Consider the following 22,918-nt stretch of genomic DNA (forward strand, 5'->3'; position numbering starts at 1 on the left):
TTCGGCGTGGTCTCGGGCCGGCTCCCGGTGGCGCGGTCGTCCTTGGCGGTGAGGAAGGCGAGCCACCACTCGTTGTCGCGGGCGGTGCGCGACCAGTAGGTGCGGAAGACCCAGCGGACCTGGTCGCCTTCGCCTTCGGGGCGGCGTACCCGGCGCAGGTGGCCTGCCACGGCGAGGGCGGTCAGGGCGGAGCCGACGGCTTTCTGGCCGTGGCGCGGGTGTTCCTTGGCGAGTGTTTTGACGTCGATCGCCGCGCCGTCGGGCAGCGGGTCGATGAGCCCGGCGATGGACCGTTCCCGTTCCGGCAGCCCCATGAAGTCGCCACCGGTGGGCGGTCGTTGATGCGGTGCGGAGCGCTTGCCGTAACCGGGTTTGGCCATCGGGTGCTGGTGCGGTGCTGCGGGCGCGGGCAGGGCGGAGCTAAAGTTTTGGGTAGCCACGAGATCGGTTCCTTCGATCTTGGGGTGAGACCCCGGCCTGGTGCGTCCAACACCGCGTCGGGGTCGTTTGTGTTCGCACCGTAAGCAGTCGCGCCCGCGCACCGCAACCTGGTCCGGATTAGTCGTACTTGCTCGCCGTGACGGGTCGGGGAGGTGGGGATGGTTTTCCCAACCACCCTGTTTTACCTGACGGTTTTAAGAAGAAGCTCGAGTCTCGGCGCTCGTATCCCGACGCCCGCATCTCGAAGCTCAAGCTTCCGGTGACACCCCTCGGTGATACCCCGAAGGAGTGAACGCCCCGCCCCGGCTATCGACTCCCGAGACTCGGGCGTCGAGAGCCGAGAGCCGATGCCGCTGAGCGTGCAAGCGGTCTCGGTGAAGCAACGCGGACTTGGCCGCCCCGGCTTCGATTACGGCATGTCCCCTACGCCCCCGATGCCACAATGAGCTGCTGGTTTCGGGGATCTCCCCGGGCGGATCGCCGGGGCCACGGGGGTCATGCCGGTTCGGGGCAGTCGGCCGGCCGGCGCGCGGCCGGTGCGGCCAGCTCGCGCGCGACGAAGTCAACCAGCAGTTCGCGCATCACCGTGGTGGTCATGCCCGGAGCACCGGTGAGTACCTGGATGGCAGCACCGTCGGTGAGCGCGGTGAGCCGGCGAGCCGCGTTCTCCGGATCCACATCGGTCCGGAAGACGCCCTGGGACTGGCCGCGGCGTACGGTCCGTACGACCGTTTCCTGCCAGCGCGCGTAGTACTCGTTGTGAGCGGGCCGGAATTCGGGGCGGATCACCGCCTCCGCCCAGTACTGCAGCCAGATCGACCACTCGTCACGGACCCGGCCCATCCGGGGCAGTTGCATGTCGATCAGCTTGAGCAGCCGCTCGTGGGCACTGGTGATGCCCCGCAGCTCGATGCTCTGCCGCATGAACGCCTGATCCACACAGTATTTGAGGGCCTCGGTGAGCACGTCGTTCTTGCCGGGGAAGTAGTAGTGCACCGTGCCGGTGCTGGTTCCGCAGACGCGAGCGATGTCAGAGACGCGCACCGCGTGGAAGCCGCGCTCGGCGATCAGCTGCCACGTCGCCTCGAGGATCGACTCGCGGCGGTCCTCGTCCGTGCGCGGCTGCGCGGCCATACCGTCTCCCCAGTCCTTCGGTCCCCGTGCTCCGCTGCGGCCTGCGCCTCGGACTCTTCCCCACATATTACTGATGCGTCAGTCAAAGACAAGTGATCGGCGAGGCCTCAAGCCCCCGAATTTCCGCTGCCAACTTCCTCGCCAGCCCTTGACAGCGGTAGTTCGGAAGGGGCTAACTGACGCATCAGTCAAACCTTTTCTTCGACCGAGGAGGCCTCCGTGCGGAGCGCTCCACTCCCGTCCGACGGCGTATCGCCGCCGGGTGCCCCCACGCCGTCGACCGGGGTGCTCCGGTCCGACGTACATGCCGGCCGAGTCGCCCTGATCACCGGAGGGGGGACCGGGATCGGCCGGGCCACCGCGCTCGACCTGGCAGCCGGCGGTGCAAAGGTCGTGGTCTGCGGCCGTCGGGCCGAGCCACTGGAGGCCGTCCGGCAGACGATCGCCGCGGCCGGGGGCGACTGCCTCGTGCTGTCCGTGGACATCCGTGAGGAGCAGCAGGTGAGCGAGGTCGTCGACCGCGCCCTGCTGGAGTACGGACGGATCGACATCCTGGTGAACAACGCGGGCGGCCAGTTCTCGGCTCCCGCCGAGGACATCAGCCCCAAGGGCTGGCGCGCGGTGCACCGACTGGCGGTCGACGCCACCTGGGCGGTCACCCGCGAAGTGGCACTGCGGGCGATGATCCCGCAGCGCTCGGGCGCTGTCTTCTTCATCGCGTTCTCCCCGCGCCGGGGCATCCCGGGCATGGTTCACGCGTCGGCAGCCCGAGCCGCCGTGGAGAATCTCGCGGCGGGACTCAGCCTGGAGTGGAGCCGCTACGGAATCCGCGCCGTGTGCGTGGCGCCCGGAACCATCGCCACCGAGGGCCTGGACGGCAACTACACAACGGCCGACCGCGAACGCTGGGCGCAGGCCGTGCCGCTGGGCAGGCTCGGCCGCCCGGAGGACGTGTCCGGCGTCATTTCCTTCCTCGCCTCTCCCGGGGGTGCCTACATCACCGGCACGACCGTCGTCGTGGACGGCGGCACCGACGCCTGGGGTACCGGTCACCCCGTCCCCCAGCCCCTGCCGGAGGCTCAGCCATGACGTTCACCGTTCCTCTCGGATCCTGCGCAGACCCCGCGTCGGCCCGCGACCTCTCCCCGCTGTTCTCCCCGCGGGCCGTCGCCATCATCGGAGCCAGCAACGACCGTTCCAAGTACGGCAATTGGATCAGCGTGCAGGCCCTGCGGATGCGGGACCACCGCCCCGTCCATCTGGTCAACCGCCGTGGTGGCCCGGTGCTCGGCGAGCCCGCCTACCGCAGCCTGGCGGAGGTTCCGGGGCCGGTCGACCTGGCGGTCATCGCCGTGCCCGCCGCCGGATTCGAGGCCGCGGTCGACGATTGCCTGGCCGCCGGTGTACGGGCGATCGTCGGCATCACCGCCGGCTTCGGGGAACTGGGCGAGGACGGACGACTGCTCCAGACGGCGCTCGCCACCCGGGTCCGGGAAGCCGGAGCAGTCCTGCTCGGCCCCAACTGCCTGGGCGTCCTGGACAGCACCAGCGGCCTCTACCTGGCCTCCAACCCACTGCCGGCCGGTTCTGTCGGACTGATATCCCAGAGCGGCAACATGGCGCTGGAGCTGAGCGGCATTCTCGAGGACCGTGGCCTCGGGTTCTCCCGCTTCGCCTCGCTGGGCAACCAGGCTGATCTCGGGGTCGCGGACCTGGTCCGCGCCTACGCCGATCACCCCGGCACCGACATGATCGCCGTGTACTGCGAGGACTTCGGCGACGGCCGGGCCTTCGTGGCCGCCGCCGCCGACGCGGTGGCCGCGGGCAAACCCGTGGTGCTGCTGACCGTGGGCGGCGGCGCAGCCTCGGCACGCGGCGCCAAGTCCCATACCGGAGCCCTGACCAGCGACAGCTCCGTCATCGACGCCGCCTGCCGGGCCGCCGGTGTCGACCGGGTGTCCAGCCCACACGAGATGGCCGACCTGCTGCACCTGCTGCACCGGTTCGGTCCGGCCCCCGCCCGCCGGGTCGCGGTGCTCGCCGACGGCGGCGGCCATGCTTCGGTTGCCTGCGACACGGCAGAGGCGCACGGTCTGTCCGTACCGGAATTCACCCCTCAACTGGCCGACGCGCTACGGAATCTGCTGCCCCCATCGGCCGGGGTGGGAAACCCGGTGGACCTGGCCGGGGCAGGAGAACAGGACATCACCTCCTTCCGCACCACGCTGGACCTGCTGCTCGCCGATCCCGATGTCGACAGCGTCCTGGTCACCGGCTACTTCGGCGGATACGGGCGATACGGTCCCGAACTGGCCCGTGCCGAGATCGCCACCGCGCGGGCCATGGGCGAGAAGGTCCGCGACAAGGGTAAGCCGGTGGTGATCCACACCATGTGCGCCGACAGCCCGGCCGCCGACGAGCTACGGCGGCAAGGCCTCCCGGTGTTCCGTGCGGTGGAGGACGCCGCACGGAGTCTGGGCCTGCTCGCGCGACATGCCCTGCCGGCGCACCCGCCGAAGGCACTGCCCGATCCGGCGCCCCGGGTGCCCGACGACGGTTACTGGACCGCGCGGGAACTGGTGCGCGCTGCCGGTGTGTCGTTCCCCGATGCCCGGCTGGTGCATACCGCGGACGAGGCAGTGCGGGCGGCGGCAGCCATCGGCTGTCCGGTGGTGATCAAAGCCCTGGGTCTTCTGCACAAGTCGGACTCCGGCGGGGTCGCGCTGGGGCTCGTGGGAGAGCGGGCCGTGCGGGACGCCGTGACCGACATGGCCGTCCGGCTCGATTCGCCCGGCTTCTGCGTGGAGGCCATGGCGGACCTGAGCGACGGCGTGGAGCTGATCGTCGGTGTGCGGCGCGATCCGCGCTTCGGCCCGGTCGCCATGGTGGGTCTTGGTGGCGTCACCACCGAGGTGCTCCGCGACGTGTCCTTCGCATTGGCTCCGCTGGAACCCGTCCAGGCCCTGGAGATGCTCTCGGGGCTGCGCACCGCCGCCCTCCTGCGAGGCGTGCGCGGCAGGCCGGCCGTCGACCTCGATGCGCTGGCGCACGCGGTGGCCGCCATCACGGAGGTGGCCTCCGCCCACCCGGACATCGCCGAACTCGAGGTCAATCCGCTGCTCGCGACGCCGGGCGGCGCTCAGGGCCTGGATGCCCGCATCGTGCCGATCGGCTGAGCACAGACCCCGGCACCACCCCACTCCGGCACGACCCCCGCGCCGTCCATGACCCCGCACTGCCCGATTCCGCCACGTCCGCCCCCTCCTCCGTCCGATCCACCCAGTGTCCGATCCACCCAGTGTCCGATCCACTCCGCACCATCCCAGGAGAAACACCATGGAGTTCGCTCTCACCCCCAGGCTCGCCGAACTCAAGCAGCGTGCCGCCGCTCTCACCGGCAAGATCATGCAGTACGAGGACCAGTGCGAGGCCGAGAACGGGCTGCCCGTCGAGGCGCTGGCGGCCATCCGTGAAGAGGTACTGGCCAGCGGCCTGCAGGCGATCAACATGCCGACCGAGTGGGGCGGCGCCGGTCTGACCGTGCTGGAACAGGTCGTGGTGCAGGACGAACTCGGCAAGCTCACCAACGCGCTGTGGGACACGGTCTGGCGCCCCGCCAACTGCTTGCGGGCCTGCACCCCGCAGCAGCGCGAGCGCTACCTGCTCCCCGGCATCCAAGGCCGCTGCCGCGACGCCGTGGCGATCACCGAGGAGAACGCCGGCTCCGACCCGTCGGGCATCGCCACCACCGCAGTCCCGGACGGCGACGGATACCGCATCAACGGCGAGAAGTGGTTCGTGACCGTCGGGGATGCGGCCGACTTCCTGATCGTGCTCGCCAACGTCCAGCCGCAGAACGCCCCGACGCTGTTCCTGATCGACAAGGACACCCCCGGAGTGTCGGTCAAGCGGACCCCCCGCTACACCCATACCTTCGTATACGAGCACCCGGAGTTCCTCTTCGAGGACGTACGAGTCGACGCGGACGCCGTGCTCGGCGGGATCGGCCAGGGCTACGAACTGACCCGCGACTGGTTCACCGAGGAGCGCCTGATGATCGGCGCGCGCACCATCGGTGCCGCGGAGCGCGCGCTGACGCTGGCCACCGAGTGGGCCGGACAGCGGGTGCAGGGCGGCGAGACACTGATAAGCCGTCAGCTGATCCAGGGGATGCTCGCCGACTGTGTGGTGGACATCGCGACCAACCGGGCGCTGACCCATCAGGTCGCCTGGGAGTTCACCGAAGGCGGCGACCGCAAGACGCTGCACGCGAAGGCGGCCACCGTCAAGCTCGCCGCCTCCGAGGCGTCCAACCGGGTCGTCGACCGGACGCTGCAGATCTTCGGCGGTCGCGGCTACATGCGCGACTACCCGGTGGAGCGGCTCTGGCGCGAACTGCGCGTGGACCGCATCTGGGAGGGCACCTCCGAGATCCAGCGCCTGGTCATCGGCAACGAGATCGGCAAGCGCGGACTGTCCGGCCTGCTCTCCTTCCGCACGGAGTCCTGAATGAGCGCCGCCGGCAGCGTTCACCTCTCGCGGCGCGGTGACGTGGCCGTGGTCGAGTTGCGCAGGGAAGCCAAGCTCAACGCGCTTTCCACTCATCTGGAGGCCCGGCTGCTCGATGCGCTGCGCTCCGAGGAGGTACGCACCAGCCGGGCAGTGGTGATCACCGGCGGACAGCGGGTGTTCTCCGCAGGAGCCGACGTGGGGGAGCTGAGGGAGATGACTCCCGAGGCGATCGCCGAGTACTACCGGACATCGGGCGCGGTGTACGAAGCATTCGCGGCCCTCCCCCAGCCGACCGTGGCCGCGATCGCCGGTCACTGCCTGGGCGGCGGACTGGAGTTGGCGCTGGCGGCCGACATCCGGGTCGCGGACCCGAGCGCCTCGTTCGCCCTGCCCGAGGTCGGGATCGGCATTCTGCCCAGTTCCGGCGGCATCACCCGGCTGGTCCGCTGCATCGGCCCGGCGCGTACCAGGGATCTGGTGCTGCGCGGCCGTCGGATGCCGGCGGCCGAGGCCCACACGTGGGGCGTGCTGAGTGAAGTCTGCGACCCCGGCCGCCATGTGGACCGGGCGTTGGAGATCGGCTGCGGGCTGGCCGCTCAGCCACCGTTGGCGGTCTCCGTCGCCAAGCAGGTGATAGCCGCCGCCACCGATGCGCCCCGTGAGGCGTCACTGCTGCTCGAGCAGCTTGCGTACGCCGCGCTCAACCGCACGGCTTGAGCCGGCAGATCAGCGGAAGGAGGACCGCCGGCGAGGGCCGACAACGGTCCTCGCACCCCTCAGGAGGAGCGACATGGCAGTCAGCACCCCCAGTACGACCGGTTCGGCTCACCCGCAGCCGGCCAGGAGACTCGGTATCGAGTCCCGCTCGATCGACTATGTGCCGCTCGCGGAGCGGCACGGCAAGGTGTGGCACCTGTTTCCGGTGTGGTTCGCCGGTGACGCGCACCTGGCGACGGTCGCAACCGGCGCCATCGGTGTCACACTCGGTGGCAACATGATCTGGACGGCTGTAGCCGTCGTACTCGGAGGCGCCTTCGGCACCTTCTTCATGGCCTTCCACTCCGCTCAGGGCCCCCAGATCGGTCTGCCCCAGATGGTGCAGTCACGGCCGCAGTTCGGCTTCATGGGCGCACTCCTGGTGTGGGTGGTGGCGCTGGTGACCTATATCGGTTACACGGCCTTCAACCAGGTGCTGATCGGAAGCACCATGCAGCACCTGGCCGGTGTACCGACCGGCATGAGCTTCGTCGGTTACGCGGTCCTGGCCATCGTGCTGGCCGTGGTCGGCTATGACGTCATCCACCGGGCCTCACGCTGGCTCACCTACCTCATCCTGGCCGCGCTCGTGGTGTTCACCGTGGGCGTCGTGGTGGCGAACCCGTTCACCTCGGCGCAGCTGGACCTGGGGTCCTTCGCGCTCACCCCGTTCCTGATCCAGTTCTTCACCGCCGCGGTGTATCAGCTCTCCTGGTCCATCTACGTGTCGGACTACTCGCGCTATCTGCCGCCGTCGGTCGGTGTGCGATCGTCTTTCTGGTGGACCTATGTGGGCGCGTGGGCCGGGGGCGCCTGGATGATGCTCGTCGGCACGGTCGCCGCCGGGTTGTTTCCGAAGACCGATCTGGTGGACTCGGTGGTCTCCGCCGGCAACACACTGTTCCCCGGCTTCGGCGTGACGCTGCTAGTGATCACCGTGGTGCCGCTGATCTCCATCGGGGCACTGAATTTCTACGGCGGCAGTCTGACCCTGCTCTCCAGCATGGACTCGATCAAGCAGACCAGGCCCACGGTGACCAAACGGGTGGTCGCCCTGATCGTCATCGGGGTGCTGTCGACCGTGATCGCCTTCGGTGCCGACGAGCACTTCATCGAGCAGTTCGGGGAGTTCCTGACCGTCCTGGGCTTCCTGTTCACCCCATGGACCGCGATCAACCTGGTCGACTTCTACGTGGTGCGACGCGGCCACTACTCCATCCGGCAGATCTTCAATCCCCGGGGCACGTACGGCCGGTGGAGTTGGCGCGGTCTGCTGGCCTACGGCGTCGGGTTCGCCGCGATGATGCCCTTCGCGGTGATCGGCAGCTCCATGGGCCCGGTGGCCGGATGGCTCGGTGGCATCGACATCACCATGCCGGTGGGCCTGGTCGTCGCCACCGGCGTCTATCTGCTGGTGTGCCGTTCGCTCGACCTGGAGGGTGAGCGGGCGATGGTGGCGGACGAAACCGAAGCGGAGCTCGAGACGTCCGGCCCGGTCCCGGCGGCGCACGAAGAATGACGGCCATGCCCCATCCAGCATCACTATCGGGACCATCGGCCTGCCGCGGGCGGCCGGAAGGAGACCTGCATGGAGACGATCCACCACATCGGCGTCGTGGGCGCCGGGCTCATGGGCTCGGGAATCGCCGAAGTGTGCGCGCGAGGCGGCCTGGACGTCGTCGTCGCTGAGATCAACTCCGACGCACTGGCCCGCGGGCGACGCCACATCGAGGCGTCCCTCGCCCGCGGTGTACGCAGCGGGAAGCTGTCGGAAGCCGACCGCGGGGCGGCACTCGGCCGGCTCCGTCTCACCACCGACCTCGGCGAACTGGCGGACCGGGACGTGGTGGTCGAAGCCGTGGCGGAGAACGAGCGCATCAAAACTGAGGTGTTCACCGTCCTCGACAAGGTCGTGTGCCGCCCCGACGCGATCCTCGCCTCCAACACGTCGTCGATACCGATATCGAAGCTCGCCATGGTGACCACCCGTCCGCAGCAGGTCATCGGCATCCACTTCTTCAACCCGGTGCCGGTGCTCGACCTGGTCGAGCTGGTGCCTTCCCTGCTGACCGGTGAGGAGACGGAACTGCGTACCCGGCGGTTCCTCACCGAGGTACTGGGAAAGCAGGTGATCCGAGCCACCGACCGGGCCGGCTTCGTGGTGAACGCGCTGCTGGTCCCCTACCTGCTCGCCGCGGTGCGGATGCTCGAGTCCGGCTATGCCAGCGCCGCCGACATCGACGGCGGCATGGTGCACGGCTGCGCACACCCGCTGGGCCCGCTCGCCCTGACCGACCTGATCGGCCTGGACACCACCCAGGCGATCGCGGAGTCGATGTTCGACGAGTTCAAGGAGCCCCTCTACGCGCCACCACCCCTGCTGCAGCGCATGGTGGAGGCCGGGCTCCTCGGCAGGAAGGCGGGCCAGGGGTTTCACCGGTATGACAGTTGATGTACCGGAGTCGACACGCCTACGTCCCCGACACCTCCAGGTACCGCAGCACCGCCAGGACCCTGCGGTGCCCCGTCTCCGACGGCGGCAGGTCCAGCTTGGTGAAGATGTTGGAGATGTGTTTCTCCACGGCGCGCTCCGAGACGACCAAAGACGCGGCGATGGAGTGGTTCGTACGGCCTTGGGCCATCAGCCCCAGCACCTCCCGCTCGCGCGGGGTGAGGGTGTCCAGCGCCGAGGCGCGGTGGCTTGCGCCGAAGAGCTGGGCGACGACTTCGGGGTCGAGCGCGGTGCCGCCTGCGGCGACCCGGCGCAAGGCCTCGACGAACTCGGCGATGTCCACGACGCGTTCCTTGAGCAGGTAACCGACCCCGCCGGTTCCCGCGCCGAGCAGCTGCGCCGCGTACTTCGTCTCGACGTACTGGGAGAAGATCAGCACACCGACCCGGGGTGACGACCGGCGGATGGCGACGGCCGCGCGGAGGCCCTCGTCCGTGTGACCGGGTGGCAGCCGGATGTCGATCACCGCGGCGTCCGGGCGGTGTTCGTCGACCGCCGTGAGCAGCGCTTCCGCGTCCTCAACCGCCGCCGCCACCTCCACCCCGCGCAGGGTGAGCAGCTGGGCCAGTCCGTCGCGCAGGATCGCGGAGTCCTCGGCGATGACGACGCGCATACGGCCTGCCTCTCGGTGCTAACGGAACGGGAGGGTGACCGTCACCAACGTAGGGCCTCCGGCGGGACTTTCGCAGGTCAGTGTGCCATCGACGGTACGGACCCGGGCCAGCAGCCCGGTCAGGCCGCTGCCCGCACCGACCACCGCTCCCCCGCGTCCGTCGTCCCGTACGGAGAGACGGAGGACGCCATGTCCGGCATGCACCGTCACGTGCGCCTGCGAGGCCGCGCTGTGTTTGGCCGCGTTGGCGAGGAGTTCGGTGGTGCAGAAGTAGGCGATGGACTCCAGGGCGGGTGACGGCCGTTCGGCGATGTCGGCGGTGACGGTCACCGGCAGCGGACTGTCCGCGGCGAGGGTGGCGAGGGCGGTGTCCAGGCCCTGGTCGAGTACGGGCGGGTGGATGCCCTTGACCAGGACACGCAGGTCGGCCACCGCCTGCTTGGCGTTGGAGCGGGCCGTTTCGACGGTGGCGAGCACCTGGTCACGGTCCGCGTCCGCCGCGACGAGTTCGGCGATCAGGGTGAGGTGCATCCCCAGGCCGACCAGCCGGGCCTGGGTGCCGTCGTGCAGATCGCGCTCGATGCGGCGCAGCGTGGCGGCGGCGCCGTCGACGGCCTGCGCGCGGGTCTCCTCCAGGGTGCGGATGCGCTGTCCCGCCGCGTCCGGGCCGAGCAGGGTGCGCAGCAGCAGACGGTGCGGGACCAGCGAGCAGCGCACCAGCCACGGGGCGAGGAACAGGAGCAGAGCGCCGGCGGCCACGACGATCAGCCACCTGGGCCAGGAGTCGAGCTGGACGTTCGCGATCTCCAGCGAGACGTGGTGCGCCGAGCCGTCGGGATGGTGGACGGTCCGGTAGTTCCAGCGCTTGAAGAGAGGATGCAGGGCGAACAGCACGCCGTAGACGTATCCGCACACCACGGCCGCCAGCGGGGGTATCGCGGTCAGCGGCGCCGCAAACACCCACCCCACCGCCCGCCAGGCGGCCCGGTCTCCGAGCACAGCCCGCCGCCAACCGAACGCGCCGGGCTCCGCACGGCGCGCCGGCGGGTCGACGCGTATGCCCAACAGGGCTGCGGCGAGCCGCCGTTGGAGTGCTCCGATGCCGACCGCCCCGCGTACCGTCAGCGCGATCAGCCACGGCCCGAGCGCGGTGACCGAGAGAGCTCCGCCGATCAGCAGCCCGTAGAGGACCAGCACCATACCCACCAGGGCGATGGGCAGGGCCAGTACCGCGTAGAGGAGGGCGCACAGACGTTGTCGCATGGGGGACAACTTAGAGCTGGTGGATGATCGGGACGGAAAGCACGGCGCATACGGCGGCGACCCCGAGGGCGATGCCCGTGGTGCGCAGCAGGCCGGTGCGGTCGGTGCCCAGGAAGCCGCTCACCAGCCGCGCCTGCAGCGCCGTGAACCCCTTGACGACCCAGGGCGTGAGGAACAGGAACGTCACCCCGCCACCCGCGGCATGCACCGCCCAGGCGCCCGCCATGGTGGGTCCACCCCAGGAGTGCGACGGATCGCCGTCGATCCGCAGCGGGAAGCCGAAGTTGATCACCACGATGGTCCAGAAGTAGCCGCTGGTCATCACGGCGATGAGGTTGAGCGGGGTGCTGATCACCGCATGCGCGAGGGCCACCGGCCCGGTGCGCGGGGGCTCTCCGACGTCCAGGTGCAGCAGGCGGCGGGCGAGCCCGCGCTGGATGCGGCCCGCGGGGCCGCCGACCAGCGCGAGCGGTAAGCAGAGGAGGCCGACGGGGAGGGCCAGGAGGATGTACGCCGTACGCCGCCAGGTCCCGGCCCGGAACGGTTCGCGGAGAATGACGCGGGCCAGGTGAGCGGAACGGCTACGGCGGGCGCCTCGGTCGGCGAGGGGCTGCTGTGTGAGGTCCATGCGGTCAGCCTTCCGGCTGGGCGGCCCCGGATCGATCGTGCCTGCACGGAAGTGGATGGTTCGGTTTACCCCACCCCCCCGGGCCCTCACACTCCGCCCCCGCCGACGCTGAGCGCAACGTGTCCCCGGGGAAACAGCTGGGAACCCGACGGGTAACACCCGCACCGCACGCTGTGGTCATGGTCAAGGACATCGTGGTGATCGGCGGCGGTACGGCCGGCTCCCGGCTCGCCAGGCAACTGGCGGCGGGGGCCGGGCCGGCCGCGCACGTCACCGTACTGGGCGAGGAGACGCACGCACCGTACAACCGCGTGCTGCTCGCCGACGTCCTCGCGGGCCGGTACGGGCCCGAGGTCATCGCGCTCCCCGCGACGGAGGTACGGCGCGGGGTGCGGGCGGTCAGGATCGACCGGGCCGACCGGGTCGTGCAGTGCGACGACGGCAGTGCCGTCCCCTACTCCACGCTGGTGCTGGCCACCGGCTCGAACCCGGTGCTGCCGCCGCTGCGCGGGCTCGGTGACGACCTGCCGGACGGCGTGCACCCCTTCCGCACCATGGACGACTGTCTGGCGCTCGCCGCGGCGGTCACCCAAGGCACCCGTGCGGTGGTCATCGGCGGCGGGCTGCTGGGCGTCTCGGCGGCCAGGGCGCTCGCCGAGCGCGGCGCGCAGGTGGTGCTGACCCAGCAGGGCGAGCACCTGATGGAACGCCAACTCGACCTGCAGGCAAGCGGATTGCTCCGGGAACACCTGGAATCGCTGGGTGTCGAAGTGCACACCGAGTGCCGGGTGCGCGGGCTGCGCGGGCGGGACGTCGAGCTCGCCGACGGTTACGTACTCGGCTCCGATCTCACCGTGCTGGCCTGCGGGGTACGCCCCAGGACCGGGCTGGCCAGGGCCGCCGGGCTCGAGGTCCGCAAGGGCGTGGTGGTGGACGACGAGCTGCGCACGTCCGACCCGCACATCCGCGCCATCGGCGACTGCGCCGAGCACCGGGGCCAGGTCTACGGCCTGGCGGGACCGGCCCTGGAACAGGCCGATGTGCTGGCCGGTCTGCTGGCCGGTGAGCCCGCCTCGTACACCGGCACCCGGGCGCTGACCCGGCTCACTCTGCAGGGCTCGGGCCCCCTCGACCTCGCCGCCTTCGGCGAGACCACTCCCCTTCCCGGCGATGACGTGGTCCGTCTCGCCGATGCCACCCGGGGCGCGTACCGCAAGGTCGTCGTCCGCGGCGACCGGCTGGTCGGTGGCGTACTTCTCGGCGACCTCACCACTGTCGATGAGCTCGCCCGCACCTGGGAGGGCGACGAGCCGCTCCCCTCCACCCCGCTGTTCCATCTGCTTGGAGGCTCTTGAGATGTCCACTCCCACGATCGTGGTCATCGGCCACGGGATGGTCGGCCAGCGCTTCCTCGAGGCCATCGCCGAGCAGGGCGTGACCGACACGGCCCGCGTGGTGGTGCTCTGCGAGGAGCCCCGCCCCGCCTACGACCGGGTCCAGCTGACCTCGTACTTCTCCGGCCGCACCCCCGACGACCTCTCGCTGGTCGAGGACGGCTTCCTCGACCGGCACGGCATCGAGCTGCACCTCGACGACCCCGCGCAGACCGTGGACCGCGCCGCCCGCAAGGTCACCTCGCGCAGCGGGCAGGTCTTCGGCTACGACACGCTGGTGCTGGCCACCGGCTCGTATCCCTTCGTGCCGCCGGTGCCGGGCAAGGACGCGACGGGCTGCTTCGTCTACCGGACCATCGAGGACCTGCTCGCCATCGAGGAGTACGCCAGGACCGCGAAGACCGGGGCGGTCGTCGGCGGCGGGCTGCTCGGTCTGGAGGCGGCGGGCGCGCTCAGCGGGCTCGGCCTCGACACCCACATCGTGGAGTTCGCACCGCGGCTGATGCCCGTGCAGGTCGACGAGGGCGGTGGCGCGGCGCTGCTGCGTACGATCAGCTCGATGGGCCTGACCGTGCACACCGGGGTCGGCACGCAGGAGGTGACCACCGGGGACGACGGCACGGTCAACGGCATGGCGCTGTCGGACGGTTCGACGCTCGACACCGACCTGGTGGTCTTCTCGGCCGGGGTCCGCCCGCGCGACCAGCTGGCCCGCGACTGCGGTCTGACGGTGGGCGAACGCGGCGGCATCGTGGTCGACGAGCAGTGCCGGACGTCCGACCCCGCGGTGTTCGCGATAGGTGAGTGCGCGCTCGCTGCGGACGGCCGGGTGTACGGGCTCGTGGCCCCCGGCTACGAGATGGCGGAGACCGCGGCGGTCACCATCGCCGGTGACAGCAAGGCGTTCTCGGGCGCCGACCTGTCCACCAAGCTCAAACTGCTCGGTGTGGACGTGGCGTCCTTCGGCGACGCGCACGGTCACGCCGACGGCTCACTGGACGTGGTCTACGCGGACTCCCGATCCGGTGTCTACAAGAAGCTGGTGATCTCCCCCGAAGGCGCTCTGCTCGGCGGCATCCTGGTGGGCGACGCGGACGCCTACGCGATGCTGCGGCCGCTGACCGGTTCGGTGCCTCCGGTGCCTCCCGAAGAGCTGATCGCACCCGCCGGTTCCGCCGTCACCCTGGGCCCTTCCTCGCTGCCCGACGACGCGGTGATCTGCAACTGCCACAACGTCACCAAGGCTGCCATCACCGCCTGCTCGACGCTTCCCGAGGTCAAGAAGTGCACCAAGGCCGGTACCGGTTGCGGGAGTTGCGTCAAGCTGATCGGCCAGTTGCTGCCGGAGACCGGCGACAAGGGGCTCTGCGGCTGCTTCCCGCACACCCGCAGCGAGCTGTACGAGATCGCCCGCACCCTGCGGATCAACACCTTCGCCGAGCTGCTGGACAGCCACGGCCGGGAGACGGCACGCGGCGGTGAGGGCTGCGAGGTCTGCCGGCCGACCGTCGGCTCCATCCTGGCGAGCCTGGCTCCCGCCATCGAGGCCAGCGGCTACATCCTGGACGGCGAGCAGGCGGCCCTGCAGGACACCAACGACCACTTCCTGGCCAACCTGCAGAAGAACGGTTCGTACTCGATCGTGCCGCGTATCCCCGGCGGCGAGGTCACCCCGGAGAAGCTGATCGTGATCGGCGAGGTGGCCCGGGACTTCGGCCTCTACACGAAGATCACCGGCGGCCAGCGCATCGACCTGTTCGGGGCCCGGGTCGAGCAGCTCCCGCTCATCTGGACCCGGCTGGTCGACGCGGGCTTCGAGTCGGGGCACGCGTACGGCAAGGCGCTGCGCACCGTGAAGTCCTGTGTGGGGCAGACCTGGTGCCGTTACGGCGTCCAGGACTCGGTGAAGATGGCCATCGACCTGGAGCTGCGCTACCGCGGACTGCGGGCGCCGCACAAGCTGAAGTCGGCGGTCTCCGGGTGTGCGCGCGAGTGCGCGGAGGCCCAGTCGAAGGACTTCGGCGTGATCGCCACCGCCAACGGCTGGAACCTCTACGTCGGCGGCAACGGCGGCGCGACCCCGCGCCACGCGGATCTGCTGGCCCAGGACCTGTCCGACGCGGAACTGGTCCGGCTGATCGACCGGTTCCTGATGTTCTACATCCGCACCGCCGACCGGCTGGAGCGTACGGCGGCCTGGCTGGAGCGTCTGGAAGGCGGCCTCGACCACCTGCGGGACGTCGTCGTCCACGACTCGCTCGGACTCTGCGACGAGTTGGAGGGGTTGATGGCCGCGCATGTCGCCAACTACCGCGACGAATGGGCGGAAACCATCAACGATCCGGAACGGCTGCGCCGTTTCGTCTCCTTCGTCAACGCCCCCGACGCCCCGGACCCGACGGTCGCCTTCGTTCCCGAGCGCGACCAGATCAAGCCCGACCTGATGATCCTGACCCTCGAACGCTTTGACGCCCTGGAAGGGACGATCGCGCGATGACTCTCGAACTCCTGGTGAACGAGGACTGGCTCCCGGTCTGCGACCGCTCCGAACTGATCCCCGGCCGCGGTGTGGCTGCCCTGCTCCCGGACGGCCGTCAGGTCGCCCTCTTCCTGGACCGCGGCGCCCGCCCGTACGCCATCGGCAACCGGGACCCCTTCAGTGGCGCGCAGGTGCTCTCCCGCGGACTGATCGGCACCCACGAGGGCCGGGCCTTCGTGGCGTCACCGCTGCTCAAGCAGCGCTTCGACCTGGCGACCGGCGCCTGCCTCGACGACGAGCAGGTCTCCGTACCGTCGTTCACCGTGCGGGCGGCCTGAGCGTTGCGCACCGGGCGGGGCGGCGGCCCCGGCCGTAGGCTGGGCCCATGACCAAGGGCTGGACCTCCAGTGACATCCCGGACCAGAGCGGTCGCACCGCCGTGGTCACCGGGTCGAACAGCGGTATCGGATACGTCATCGCGCGCGAGCTGGCCCGGCGCGGCGCGCGGGTGGTCCTCGCCTGCCGCAACGAGGCTCGCGGCACCGAGGCCGAGGCCCGGATCCGGCGGGAGGTGCCGGGTGCGGAGGCCGTGTTCGCGCCGCTGGACCTCGCCGACCTCTCCTCGGTGCGGGAGTTCGCCGCCGGGTACACCGGCGGCGCACTCGATCTGCTGATCAACAACGCCGGTGTGATGGCCCTCCCGTACCGGCGGACGGCCGACGGATTCGAGACCCAGTTCGGGGTCAACCACCTGGGGCACTTCGCCCTCACCGGACTGCTGCTGCCGAAGCTGCTGGCCACCCCGGGCGCCCGGGTGGTGAGTATGTCCAGCGGCGCGCACGCCCTGGCCAACATCGATATCGACGACCTCAACAGCGAGCACGGATATCGCCGTTGGATCGCCTACGGGCGGTCCAAGACAGCGAACCTGCTGTTCGTCCACGAGCTGGCCCGGCGGCTTGCCGCCACCGGATCCCCTCTCGTCGCTGCCGCCGCCCACCCCGGTTACGCGGACACCAATCTCCAGACGGCCGGCGTACGGATGGAGGGCCGCCGGGCTGCCGAGCGGCTGGCGCTGCTCGGTAACCGTCTGATCGCCCAGCCCGCGGAGGCCGGCGCGCTGCCCGCGCTGTACGCGGCCACCGCGCCCGGCGTGCGGCCCGATTCCTTCACCGGACCGCGCTTCCTGGCCTGGCGCGGCGCCCCCGCGCCGTCCTGGCGGGCGAAGTGGACGACGAACGATACGGCGGGCGAGCGGCTGTGGGCGGCGTCGGAGCAGCTCACCGGGGTGTCGTACGCCGGAGTTCAGCCCTGAACGGCGGCCGGGTCCATCCACATGACTTCCCAGATGTGACCGTCGGGGTCCTGGAAGGAACGCCCGTACATCGGCCCCTGCTCCTGGGTGTCGTTGGCGGGTGAGCCGCCGGAGGCCAGAGCCGTGTCGACGAGCTGGTCGACCGCTTCCCGGCTGTCCGCGGTGAGACAGACCAGGACCTCGGTGGTCGCGGTCGCGTCGGCGATGTCCTTCTGGGTGAACTGCTTGAAGAACGGCTCGGTGATCAGCATCGTGTAGATGGTGTCGCTGATGACCACGCAGGCGGCGTTCTCATCGGTGAACTGCGGGTTGATGGTGTATCCGAGCTTCGTGAAGAAGGCCTTCGAGACCTCCAGGTCCTTGACGGGCAGGTTGATGAAGATCAGCTGAGGCATGACGGTCTCTCTCCGGGTTCGTGGCCCACTGTGCGGTGCGCCTTGCACAGAGGTAGACGCACGGCCGGAAGAAAACTCATCGATCGGCCCGGAGACCGTTCCGGCCCACGGCGGAGGGGCGGCACCCCCGCACGGGTTGCCGCCCCTCCGTCTGTTGCACCGGAACCGCCGCCGGGTCGGTGAGGGTCAGGATGAACCCGGCGGCGGCTCCGGAGTGTGGTCAGCGGCTGTCGCTGCCCTTCGACAGCGCCGCCGCGCGGCCCGCTTCGAGCCGGGCCACCGGGATGCGGAAGGGTGAGCAGGAGACGTAGTCCAGGCCCACCTCGTGGAAGAAGTGCACCGACTCCGGGTCACCGCCGTGCTCGCCGCAGACCCCCAGCTTGAGGTCGGGGCGGGTGGCGCGGCCGGCTTCGCAGGCGCTGCGGACCAGGGAGCCCACACCGTCCCGGTCGATGGTCTCGAACGGCGAGACCCCGAAGATGCCCTTCTCCAGGTACGCGGTGAAGAACGAGGCCTCCACGTCGTCCCGGGAGAAGCCCCACACGGTCTGGGTGAGGTCGTTGGTGCCGAAGGAGAAGAACTGCGCCGCCTCGGCGATCTGGCCCGCGGTGAGCGCGGCGCGGGGCAGCTCGATCATGGTGCCGATGGTCAGCTTCAGCTCGGTGCCGGTGGCGGCCTCGACCTCGGCGATGACCCGGTCGGCCTCCTCGCGGACGATCTCCAGCTCCTGGACCGTGCCCACCAGCGGAATCATGATCTCCGCACGGGGGTCGCTCTTGCCGTTCTTGCGCTCGGCGGCCGCTTCGGCGATGGCCCGTACCTGCATGGCGAACAGGCCGGGGATGACCAGGCCGAGACGGACGCCGCGCAGACCCAGCATCGGGTTCTGCTCGTGCAGCTTGTGCACGGCCTGCAGAAGGCGCAGGTCGTTCTCGTTGGCGTCCTTGCGGGACTCGGCGAGCGCGACCCGGACCGACAGTTCGGTGATATCGGGCAGGAACTCGTGCAGCGGCGGGTCGAGGAGGCGGACCGTGACGGGCAGCCCGTCCATCGCTTCGAAGAGCTCGACGAAGTCCTTCTTCTGCAGCGGCAGCAGCGCCCCCAGCGCCGTCTCCCGCTCGTCGTCGGTGTCGGCCAGGATCAGCCGCTCGACGAGTTCCCGGCGCTCGCCGAGGAACATGTGCTCGGTGCGGCAGAGCCCGATGCCCTGGGCCCCGAACCGCCGGGCGCGCAGCGCGTCCTCGGCGTTGTCCGCGTTGGCGCGTACCCGCAGCCGACGGCGGCGGTCGGCGTACGCCATGATCCGGTGCACCGCCTCGACCAGTTCGTCGGCGTCGTCGGCTCCGGCGTGCATCCGGCCCTCGAAGTACTCGACGACAGGCGAGGGCACGACGGGCACCTCGCCCGCGTAGACCTTGCCGGACGAACCGTCGATCGAGACGATGTCGCCCTCCTCGACGACCACTCCGTTCGGTGCGGTCATCCGGCGGCGCTTGGTGTCGACCTCGATCTCCTCGGCGCCGCAGACGCAGGTCTTGCCCATGCCGCGGGCGACCACGGCGGCGTGTGAGGTCTTGCCGCCGCGCGAGGTGAGGATGCCCTCGGCGGCGATCATGCCGTCGAGGTCGTCCGGGTTGGTCTCGCGGCGGATCAGGATGACCTTCTCACCGGAACGGGACCACTTGATCGCGGTGTACGAGTCGAAGACGGCCTTGCCGACGGCCGCGCCGGGCGATGCGGCGATGCCGCGGCCGAGCTGGTCGACCTTGGCGCCGTCGTCGAAGCGGGGGAACATCAGCTGGGCGAGCTGTGCCCCGTTGACCCGCTGCAGCGCCTCCGCCTCGTCGATCAGTCCCTGGTCCACGAGCTGGGTGGCGATGCGGAACGCGGCACCCGCGGTGCGCTTGCCGACCCGGGTCTGCAGCATCCACAACTGGCCGCGCTCAATGGTGAATTCGATGTCGCAGAGATCCTTGTAGTGGGTCTCCAGCGTCTCCATGATCTGCATCAGCCGGTCGTAGGACTTCTTGTCGATCTGCTCCAGATCGGCGAGCGCCACGGTGTTGCGGATGCCGGCGACGACGTCCTCGCCCTGCGCGTTCTGCAGGTAGTCGCCGTAGACACCCTGGTGGCCGCTGGCCGGGTCGCGGGTGAAGGCGACACCGGTGCCGGAGTCGGGGCCCAGGTTGCCGAAGACCATCGAGCAGATGTTGACGGCCGTGCCGAGGTCGCCGGGGATGCGCTCCTGACGGCGGTAGAGCTTGGCCCGGTCGGTGTTCCAGGACTCGAACACCGCCTTTATGGCGAGGTCCATCTGCTCCCGGGGGTCCTGCGGGAAGTCCCGGCCCGCCTCCTGCTTGACGATCTTCTTGAAGTGGCGGACCAGCTTCTTCAGATCGGCCGCTTCGAGGTCGGTGTCCACGCTGACCTGCTTGGCGTCCTTGGCAGCCTCCAGCGCGTTCTCGAAGAGGTCGCCGTCGACGTCGAGCACCGTTTTGCCGAACATCTGGATGAGGCGGCGGTAGGAGTCCCAGGCGAAGCGCTCGTCGCCGGCCTGCTTGGTGAGGCCGATCACCGACTTGTCGGAGAGCCCGATGTTGAGGACGGTGTCCATCATCCCCGGCATGGAGAACTTGGCGCCGGAACGGACCGAGACGAGGAGCGGGTCATCGTGCTGGCCGAGCTTCTTGCCCATGGTCTTCTCGAGGGCGTCGAGGTGCGCACTGACCTCGTCGCGGAGCGCGGCGGGCTCGTCGCCGCTGTCGAGGTAGACCTTGCATGCCTCGGTGGTGATGGTGAAGCCCGGAGGAACGGGCAGTCCGAGGTTGGTCATCTCGGCGAGGTTGGCGCCCTTTCCGCCGAGCAGATCCTTGAGATCCTTGTTGCCCTCGGTGAAGTCGTAGACGAACTTCGTTACGTGGGGGTCTTTGTTTTCCGACACGGGTCTCGACTCCTCGAGGACGCGGTGGCTGCCCTGACGGCGAGGAACATACCCAGATCGAAGGCGCCTCGGTACGTCCACTTGTGCGTCATGTGGCTGCAACCACTCGTCTGCCAGCAGATCCAAAGCGATCCGGGCGATAGGCCGATCGCCCCCGATTGTTCATCTCTTGAACCCAATGAAGCGCTGGATAAACGTAGCGTAGCCACTCCCGCACCTTCGGCAACTTTTCCTTCGAGCACGGAACGATCGAGCGGTGGCACTCAGTGCCACCCTTTGAGAAATGCATCCCGTCCCGAATCGCTCGTTTGAGCGTGGACCTCATCAAGCGTGGCGAGAATCACGCCCTGATGAGCCCCCGGATATCAGGATTCGGACCTCGGAGAACCCTCACGGGCGGCGTCCCCATGCGGAGACCATCGGGGCGGTGGCCAGGTCCAGGCGTCCGGTGGCGACGTTCGCCAGGTGCCGATCGATCTCGTCGTCGGTGGCGATCCCGTCCGCCACCAGCAGACGGCGGATCTGCCGCACGGTCGCGGTTTCGAGAACGGCGCAGGCCGGCGAGGTGATCGGAAAGTAGCCGTCGGCCCGTACGTCGTGCAGCCCCGCTTCGCGCAGCAGCCGCGGCAGGGTGCGCCCGTAGGCGAGGTCCGCGCCGCGCGCTGCCATCAAGGTGCGGAAGCCGGAGCGCAATCGGTTGGCGAGCTGCTGCTCGGGGCCTGATTCGTCCGGGCACAGCAGGGGCTGCAACCCGGGATCGGCGTCCTCCAGGAGCAGCCATCCGCCGGGCCGCAGCGCCTGGATCATCCGGCGCAGCGCCTCGGCGCGGTCGGTGACGTGCACCAGGACCAGCCGGGCATGCACGAGGTCGAAGCCGCCGGGCGGCGGTGGGTCGGCCGCCACGTCGTGGCGCAGGACCTCGGTCACGCCGTCGCTGATGTCCCGGGTCCAGGACACGTCGATGTCGGTGGCGATCACCTTGCCGGTGGGGCCGACCCGTTCGGCCAGTCCGAGGGGTACGGAAGGACCTCCGGCGCCGACCTCCCAGCACCGCATCCCGCCGGTGATCCCGAGCCGGTCGACGTGCCGGAACGTCACCGGATCGAACAGCTCGCTCAGCGCGCCGAAGCGGACACCCGCCTCCGACTGTTGGTTGTCCAGCAGGTAACCGTGATCAGCGTCAGGGGCAGCCATGCGGCGATTCTGACAGACGGGGTCCGGAGCATCCGGTTCCCGGCTCCCGGGGCCGGCGAGGACGGCACCCGGCGGCACTCAGTGCCGCGTGCACAGATGAGCGGACCCTTCCGGTCGGCGTGCGGGGCTGCCCGGCCGGCGTATGGGGCCGCCCGGCCGGCGTGCGGGGGCGCCGCGCGGGCGGGTTCAGCCGCCGGAGGTGTCCAGTTCGGCGTCGGCGCTCACTCCCGCGCAGTCGTAGGGGTCCTTCAGCCACCCGTCCGGCAGTACCACCCGGTTGTTGCCCGACGTACGGCCGCGCGGGCCGTCCGCGCCGTCCGGCCACGGCTGGTCCAGGTCCAGCTCGTGCAACTGGCCGCCCAGTTCGTCCAGCGAGGAGGTGACCGCCAGCTGCCTGCGCATCTGGGAGCCGACGGAGAAGCCCTTGAGATACCAGGCCACGTGCTTACGGAAGTCGATGACTCCGCGGGTCTCGTCGCCGATCCACTCCCCCAGCAGCGTCGCGTGCCGCAGCATGACGGCCGCCACCTCGCGCAGCGTGGGCACCTGCCGGACCGCGGAGCCCTCGAAGGCGCTCACCAGATCGCCGAAGAGCCAGGGCCTGCCCAGACAGCCACGTCCCACGACCACACCGTCGCAGCCGGTCTCCCGCATCATCCGCAGGGCGTCGTCCGCACACCAGATGTCGCCGTTGCCGAGGACCGGGATCTCCGGCACGTGCTCCTTGAGCCGCGCGATGGCGTCCCAGTCGGCCGTGCCGCCGTAGTGCTGAGCGGCGGTCCTGCCGTGCAGGGCGACGGCCGTGACTCCCTCGTCGACGGCGATCCGGCCGGCGTCGAGATAGGTGAGGTGGTCGTCGTTGATGCCCTTGCGCATCTTGATGGTGACCGGCAGGGCGCCCGCGTTGGACACCGCTTCGTTGAGGATCGCGCGCAGCAGCGGGCGCTTGAAGGGGAGCGCGGAGCCACCGCCCTTGCGGGTCACCTTGGGGACCGGGCAGCCGAAGTTCAGGTCGATGTGGTCGGCGAGGTCCTCGTCCACGATCATGCGCACCGCCTTGCCGACGGTGACCGGGTCCACTCCGTACAGCTGGATCGAGCGCGGCGTCTCGGTCCTGTCGAAGTGGATCAGCTGCATGGTCTTCGCGTTGCGCTCCACCAGCGCTCGCGTCGTGATCATCTCGCTGACGAACAGCCCCTTGCCGCCGCTGAATTCGCGGCAGAGGGTGCGGAACGGGGCATTGGTGATGCCCGCCATGGGGGCGAGCACGACGGGCGGCTGCACGGAGTACGGACCGATGGAGAGGGTGGTCATGGACCCATTGTCGCGTATCCGAGCAGT

18 protein-coding genes and 1 pseudogene are annotated in these 22,918 nt (G+C 69.9%); 10 read left to right on the forward strand and 9 right to left on the reverse strand.

Annotated features, from left to right (window positions below):
* A pseudogene (locus tag AB0M87_RS03895) lies at nucleotides 1-440 on the reverse strand (MarR family transcriptional regulator); the annotation flags it as partial.
* 496 nt (nucleotides 441-936) lie between these two features.
* Nucleotides 937-1,575, reverse strand: coding sequence for a TetR/AcrR family transcriptional regulator (locus AB0M87_RS03900; RefSeq protein WP_365849910.1), 639 nt, complete (start codon nucleotides 1,573-1,575; stop codon nucleotides 937-939).
* Between the two features lie 219 nt (nucleotides 1,576-1,794).
* Between AB0M87_RS03900 and AB0M87_RS03905 the strand changes: the two genes are divergently transcribed.
* The 6 genes from AB0M87_RS03905 to AB0M87_RS03930 all read left to right on the forward strand — a co-directional run bounded on the left by AB0M87_RS03905 (nucleotide 1,795) and on the right by AB0M87_RS03930 (nucleotide 9,295).
* A complete protein-coding gene (locus tag AB0M87_RS03905; protein WP_365849912.1) occupies nucleotides 1,795-2,664 on the forward strand; it encodes an SDR family oxidoreductase in 870 nt (289 codons plus the stop codon).
* Nucleotides 2,661-4,751 (forward strand): acetate--CoA ligase family protein, encoded by a 2,091-nt coding sequence (locus AB0M87_RS03910; RefSeq protein WP_365849914.1) that lies wholly within the window; start codon nucleotides 2,661-2,663, stop codon nucleotides 4,749-4,751. Before AB0M87_RS03905 ends, AB0M87_RS03910 begins: the two co-directional genes overlap by 4 nt.
* Before the next feature lie 160 nt (nucleotides 4,752-4,911).
* Nucleotides 4,912-6,084, forward strand: a complete 1,173-nt coding sequence (locus AB0M87_RS03915) for an acyl-CoA dehydrogenase family protein (RefSeq protein WP_365849915.1) — start codon at nucleotides 4,912-4,914, stop codon at nucleotides 6,082-6,084.
* A complete protein-coding gene (locus AB0M87_RS03920; RefSeq protein WP_365849917.1) occupies nucleotides 6,085-6,804 on the forward strand; it encodes an enoyl-CoA hydratase/isomerase family protein in 720 nt (239 codons plus the stop codon).
* Nucleotides 6,805-6,877: 73 nt separating this feature from the next.
* Nucleotides 6,878-8,362 carry a cytosine permease gene (locus AB0M87_RS03925; protein WP_365849918.1) on the forward strand — a complete coding sequence of 495 codons (1,485 nt, stop codon included), beginning with the start codon at nucleotides 6,878-6,880 and terminating at the stop codon, nucleotides 8,360-8,362.
* A gap of 69 nt (nucleotides 8,363-8,431) precedes the next feature.
* Complete coding sequence (locus AB0M87_RS03930; RefSeq protein ID WP_365849920.1) at nucleotides 8,432-9,295, forward strand: 3-hydroxybutyryl-CoA dehydrogenase; 864 nt, start codon at nucleotides 8,432-8,434, stop codon at nucleotides 9,293-9,295.
* A 19-nt stretch (nucleotides 9,296-9,314) separates the two neighbouring features.
* On the opposite strand, the gene AB0M87_RS03935 is transcribed toward AB0M87_RS03930, so the two are convergent.
* The 3 genes from AB0M87_RS03935 to AB0M87_RS03945 are packed head-to-tail and all read right to left on the reverse strand — an operon-like array spanning nucleotide 9,315 to nucleotide 11,859.
* The gene (locus AB0M87_RS03935) at nucleotides 9,315-9,968 is read right to left on the reverse strand and encodes a response regulator transcription factor (protein ID WP_365849921.1); all 654 of its coding nucleotides are present in this window, start codon (nucleotides 9,966-9,968) and stop codon (nucleotides 9,315-9,317) included.
* Nucleotides 9,969-9,986: 18 nt separating this feature from the next.
* Nucleotides 9,987-11,231, reverse strand: a complete 1,245-nt coding sequence (locus AB0M87_RS03940) for a sensor domain-containing protein (RefSeq protein WP_365849923.1) — start codon at nucleotides 11,229-11,231, stop codon at nucleotides 9,987-9,989.
* A gap of 10 nt (nucleotides 11,232-11,241) precedes the next feature.
* The gene (locus tag AB0M87_RS03945; protein ID WP_365849925.1) at nucleotides 11,242-11,859 is read right to left on the reverse strand and encodes a hypothetical protein; all 618 of its coding nucleotides are present in this window, start codon (nucleotides 11,857-11,859) and stop codon (nucleotides 11,242-11,244) included.
* A gap of 179 nt (nucleotides 11,860-12,038) precedes the next feature.
* On the opposite strand from AB0M87_RS03945, the gene AB0M87_RS03950 reads away from it, so the two are divergent.
* From AB0M87_RS03950 to AB0M87_RS03965, 4 genes are read left to right on the forward strand one after another with little or no spacing between them, the layout of a single operon-like run.
* A complete protein-coding gene (locus AB0M87_RS03950; RefSeq protein ID WP_365849927.1) occupies nucleotides 12,039-13,214 on the forward strand; it encodes an FAD-dependent oxidoreductase in 1,176 nt (391 codons plus the stop codon).
* A gap of 1 nt (nucleotide 13,215) precedes the next feature.
* A complete protein-coding gene (nirB, locus tag AB0M87_RS03955; RefSeq protein WP_365849928.1) occupies nucleotides 13,216-15,750 on the forward strand; it encodes a nitrite reductase large subunit NirB in 2,535 nt (844 codons plus the stop codon).
* The gene (gene nirD, locus AB0M87_RS03960; protein ID WP_365849929.1) at nucleotides 15,747-16,070 is read left to right on the forward strand and encodes a nitrite reductase small subunit NirD; all 324 of its coding nucleotides are present in this window, start codon (nucleotides 15,747-15,749) and stop codon (nucleotides 16,068-16,070) included. The genes nirB and nirD overlap by 4 nt, the downstream gene beginning before the upstream one ends.
* 47 nt (nucleotides 16,071-16,117) lie before the next feature.
* Nucleotides 16,118-17,047, forward strand: coding sequence for an oxidoreductase (locus AB0M87_RS03965; protein WP_365849931.1), 930 nt, complete (start codon nucleotides 16,118-16,120; stop codon nucleotides 17,045-17,047).
* Here the strand turns inward: AB0M87_RS03965 and AB0M87_RS03970 are convergent.
* The 4 genes from AB0M87_RS03970 to dusB all read right to left on the reverse strand — a co-directional run bounded on the left by AB0M87_RS03970 (nucleotide 17,038) and on the right by dusB (nucleotide 22,891).
* A complete protein-coding gene (locus tag AB0M87_RS03970; protein ID WP_365849933.1) occupies nucleotides 17,038-17,442 on the reverse strand; it encodes a VOC family protein in 405 nt (134 codons plus the stop codon). The two genes, AB0M87_RS03965 and AB0M87_RS03970, sit on opposite strands and share 10 nt — an antisense overlap.
* A gap of 220 nt (nucleotides 17,443-17,662) precedes the next feature.
* The gene (gene ppdK / locus AB0M87_RS03975) at nucleotides 17,663-20,383 is read right to left on the reverse strand and encodes a pyruvate, phosphate dikinase (RefSeq protein ID WP_365849934.1); all 2,721 of its coding nucleotides are present in this window, start codon (nucleotides 20,381-20,383) and stop codon (nucleotides 17,663-17,665) included.
* Nucleotides 20,384-20,773: 390 nt separating this feature from the next.
* Entirely contained in the window at nucleotides 20,774-21,577 is an 804-nt protein-coding gene (locus tag AB0M87_RS03980) for a methyltransferase domain-containing protein (RefSeq protein WP_365849936.1), read from the reverse strand.
* A gap of 186 nt (nucleotides 21,578-21,763) precedes the next feature.
* The gene (gene dusB / locus AB0M87_RS03985) at nucleotides 21,764-22,891 is read right to left on the reverse strand and encodes a tRNA dihydrouridine synthase DusB (protein WP_365849937.1); all 1,128 of its coding nucleotides are present in this window, start codon (nucleotides 22,889-22,891) and stop codon (nucleotides 21,764-21,766) included.
* Nucleotides 22,892-22,918 lie beyond the last annotated feature (27 nt).

The organism is Streptomyces sp. NPDC051320, assembly GCF_040682175.1.
Classification (GTDB): domain Bacteria; phylum Actinomycetota; class Actinomycetes; order Streptomycetales; family Streptomycetaceae; genus Streptomyces.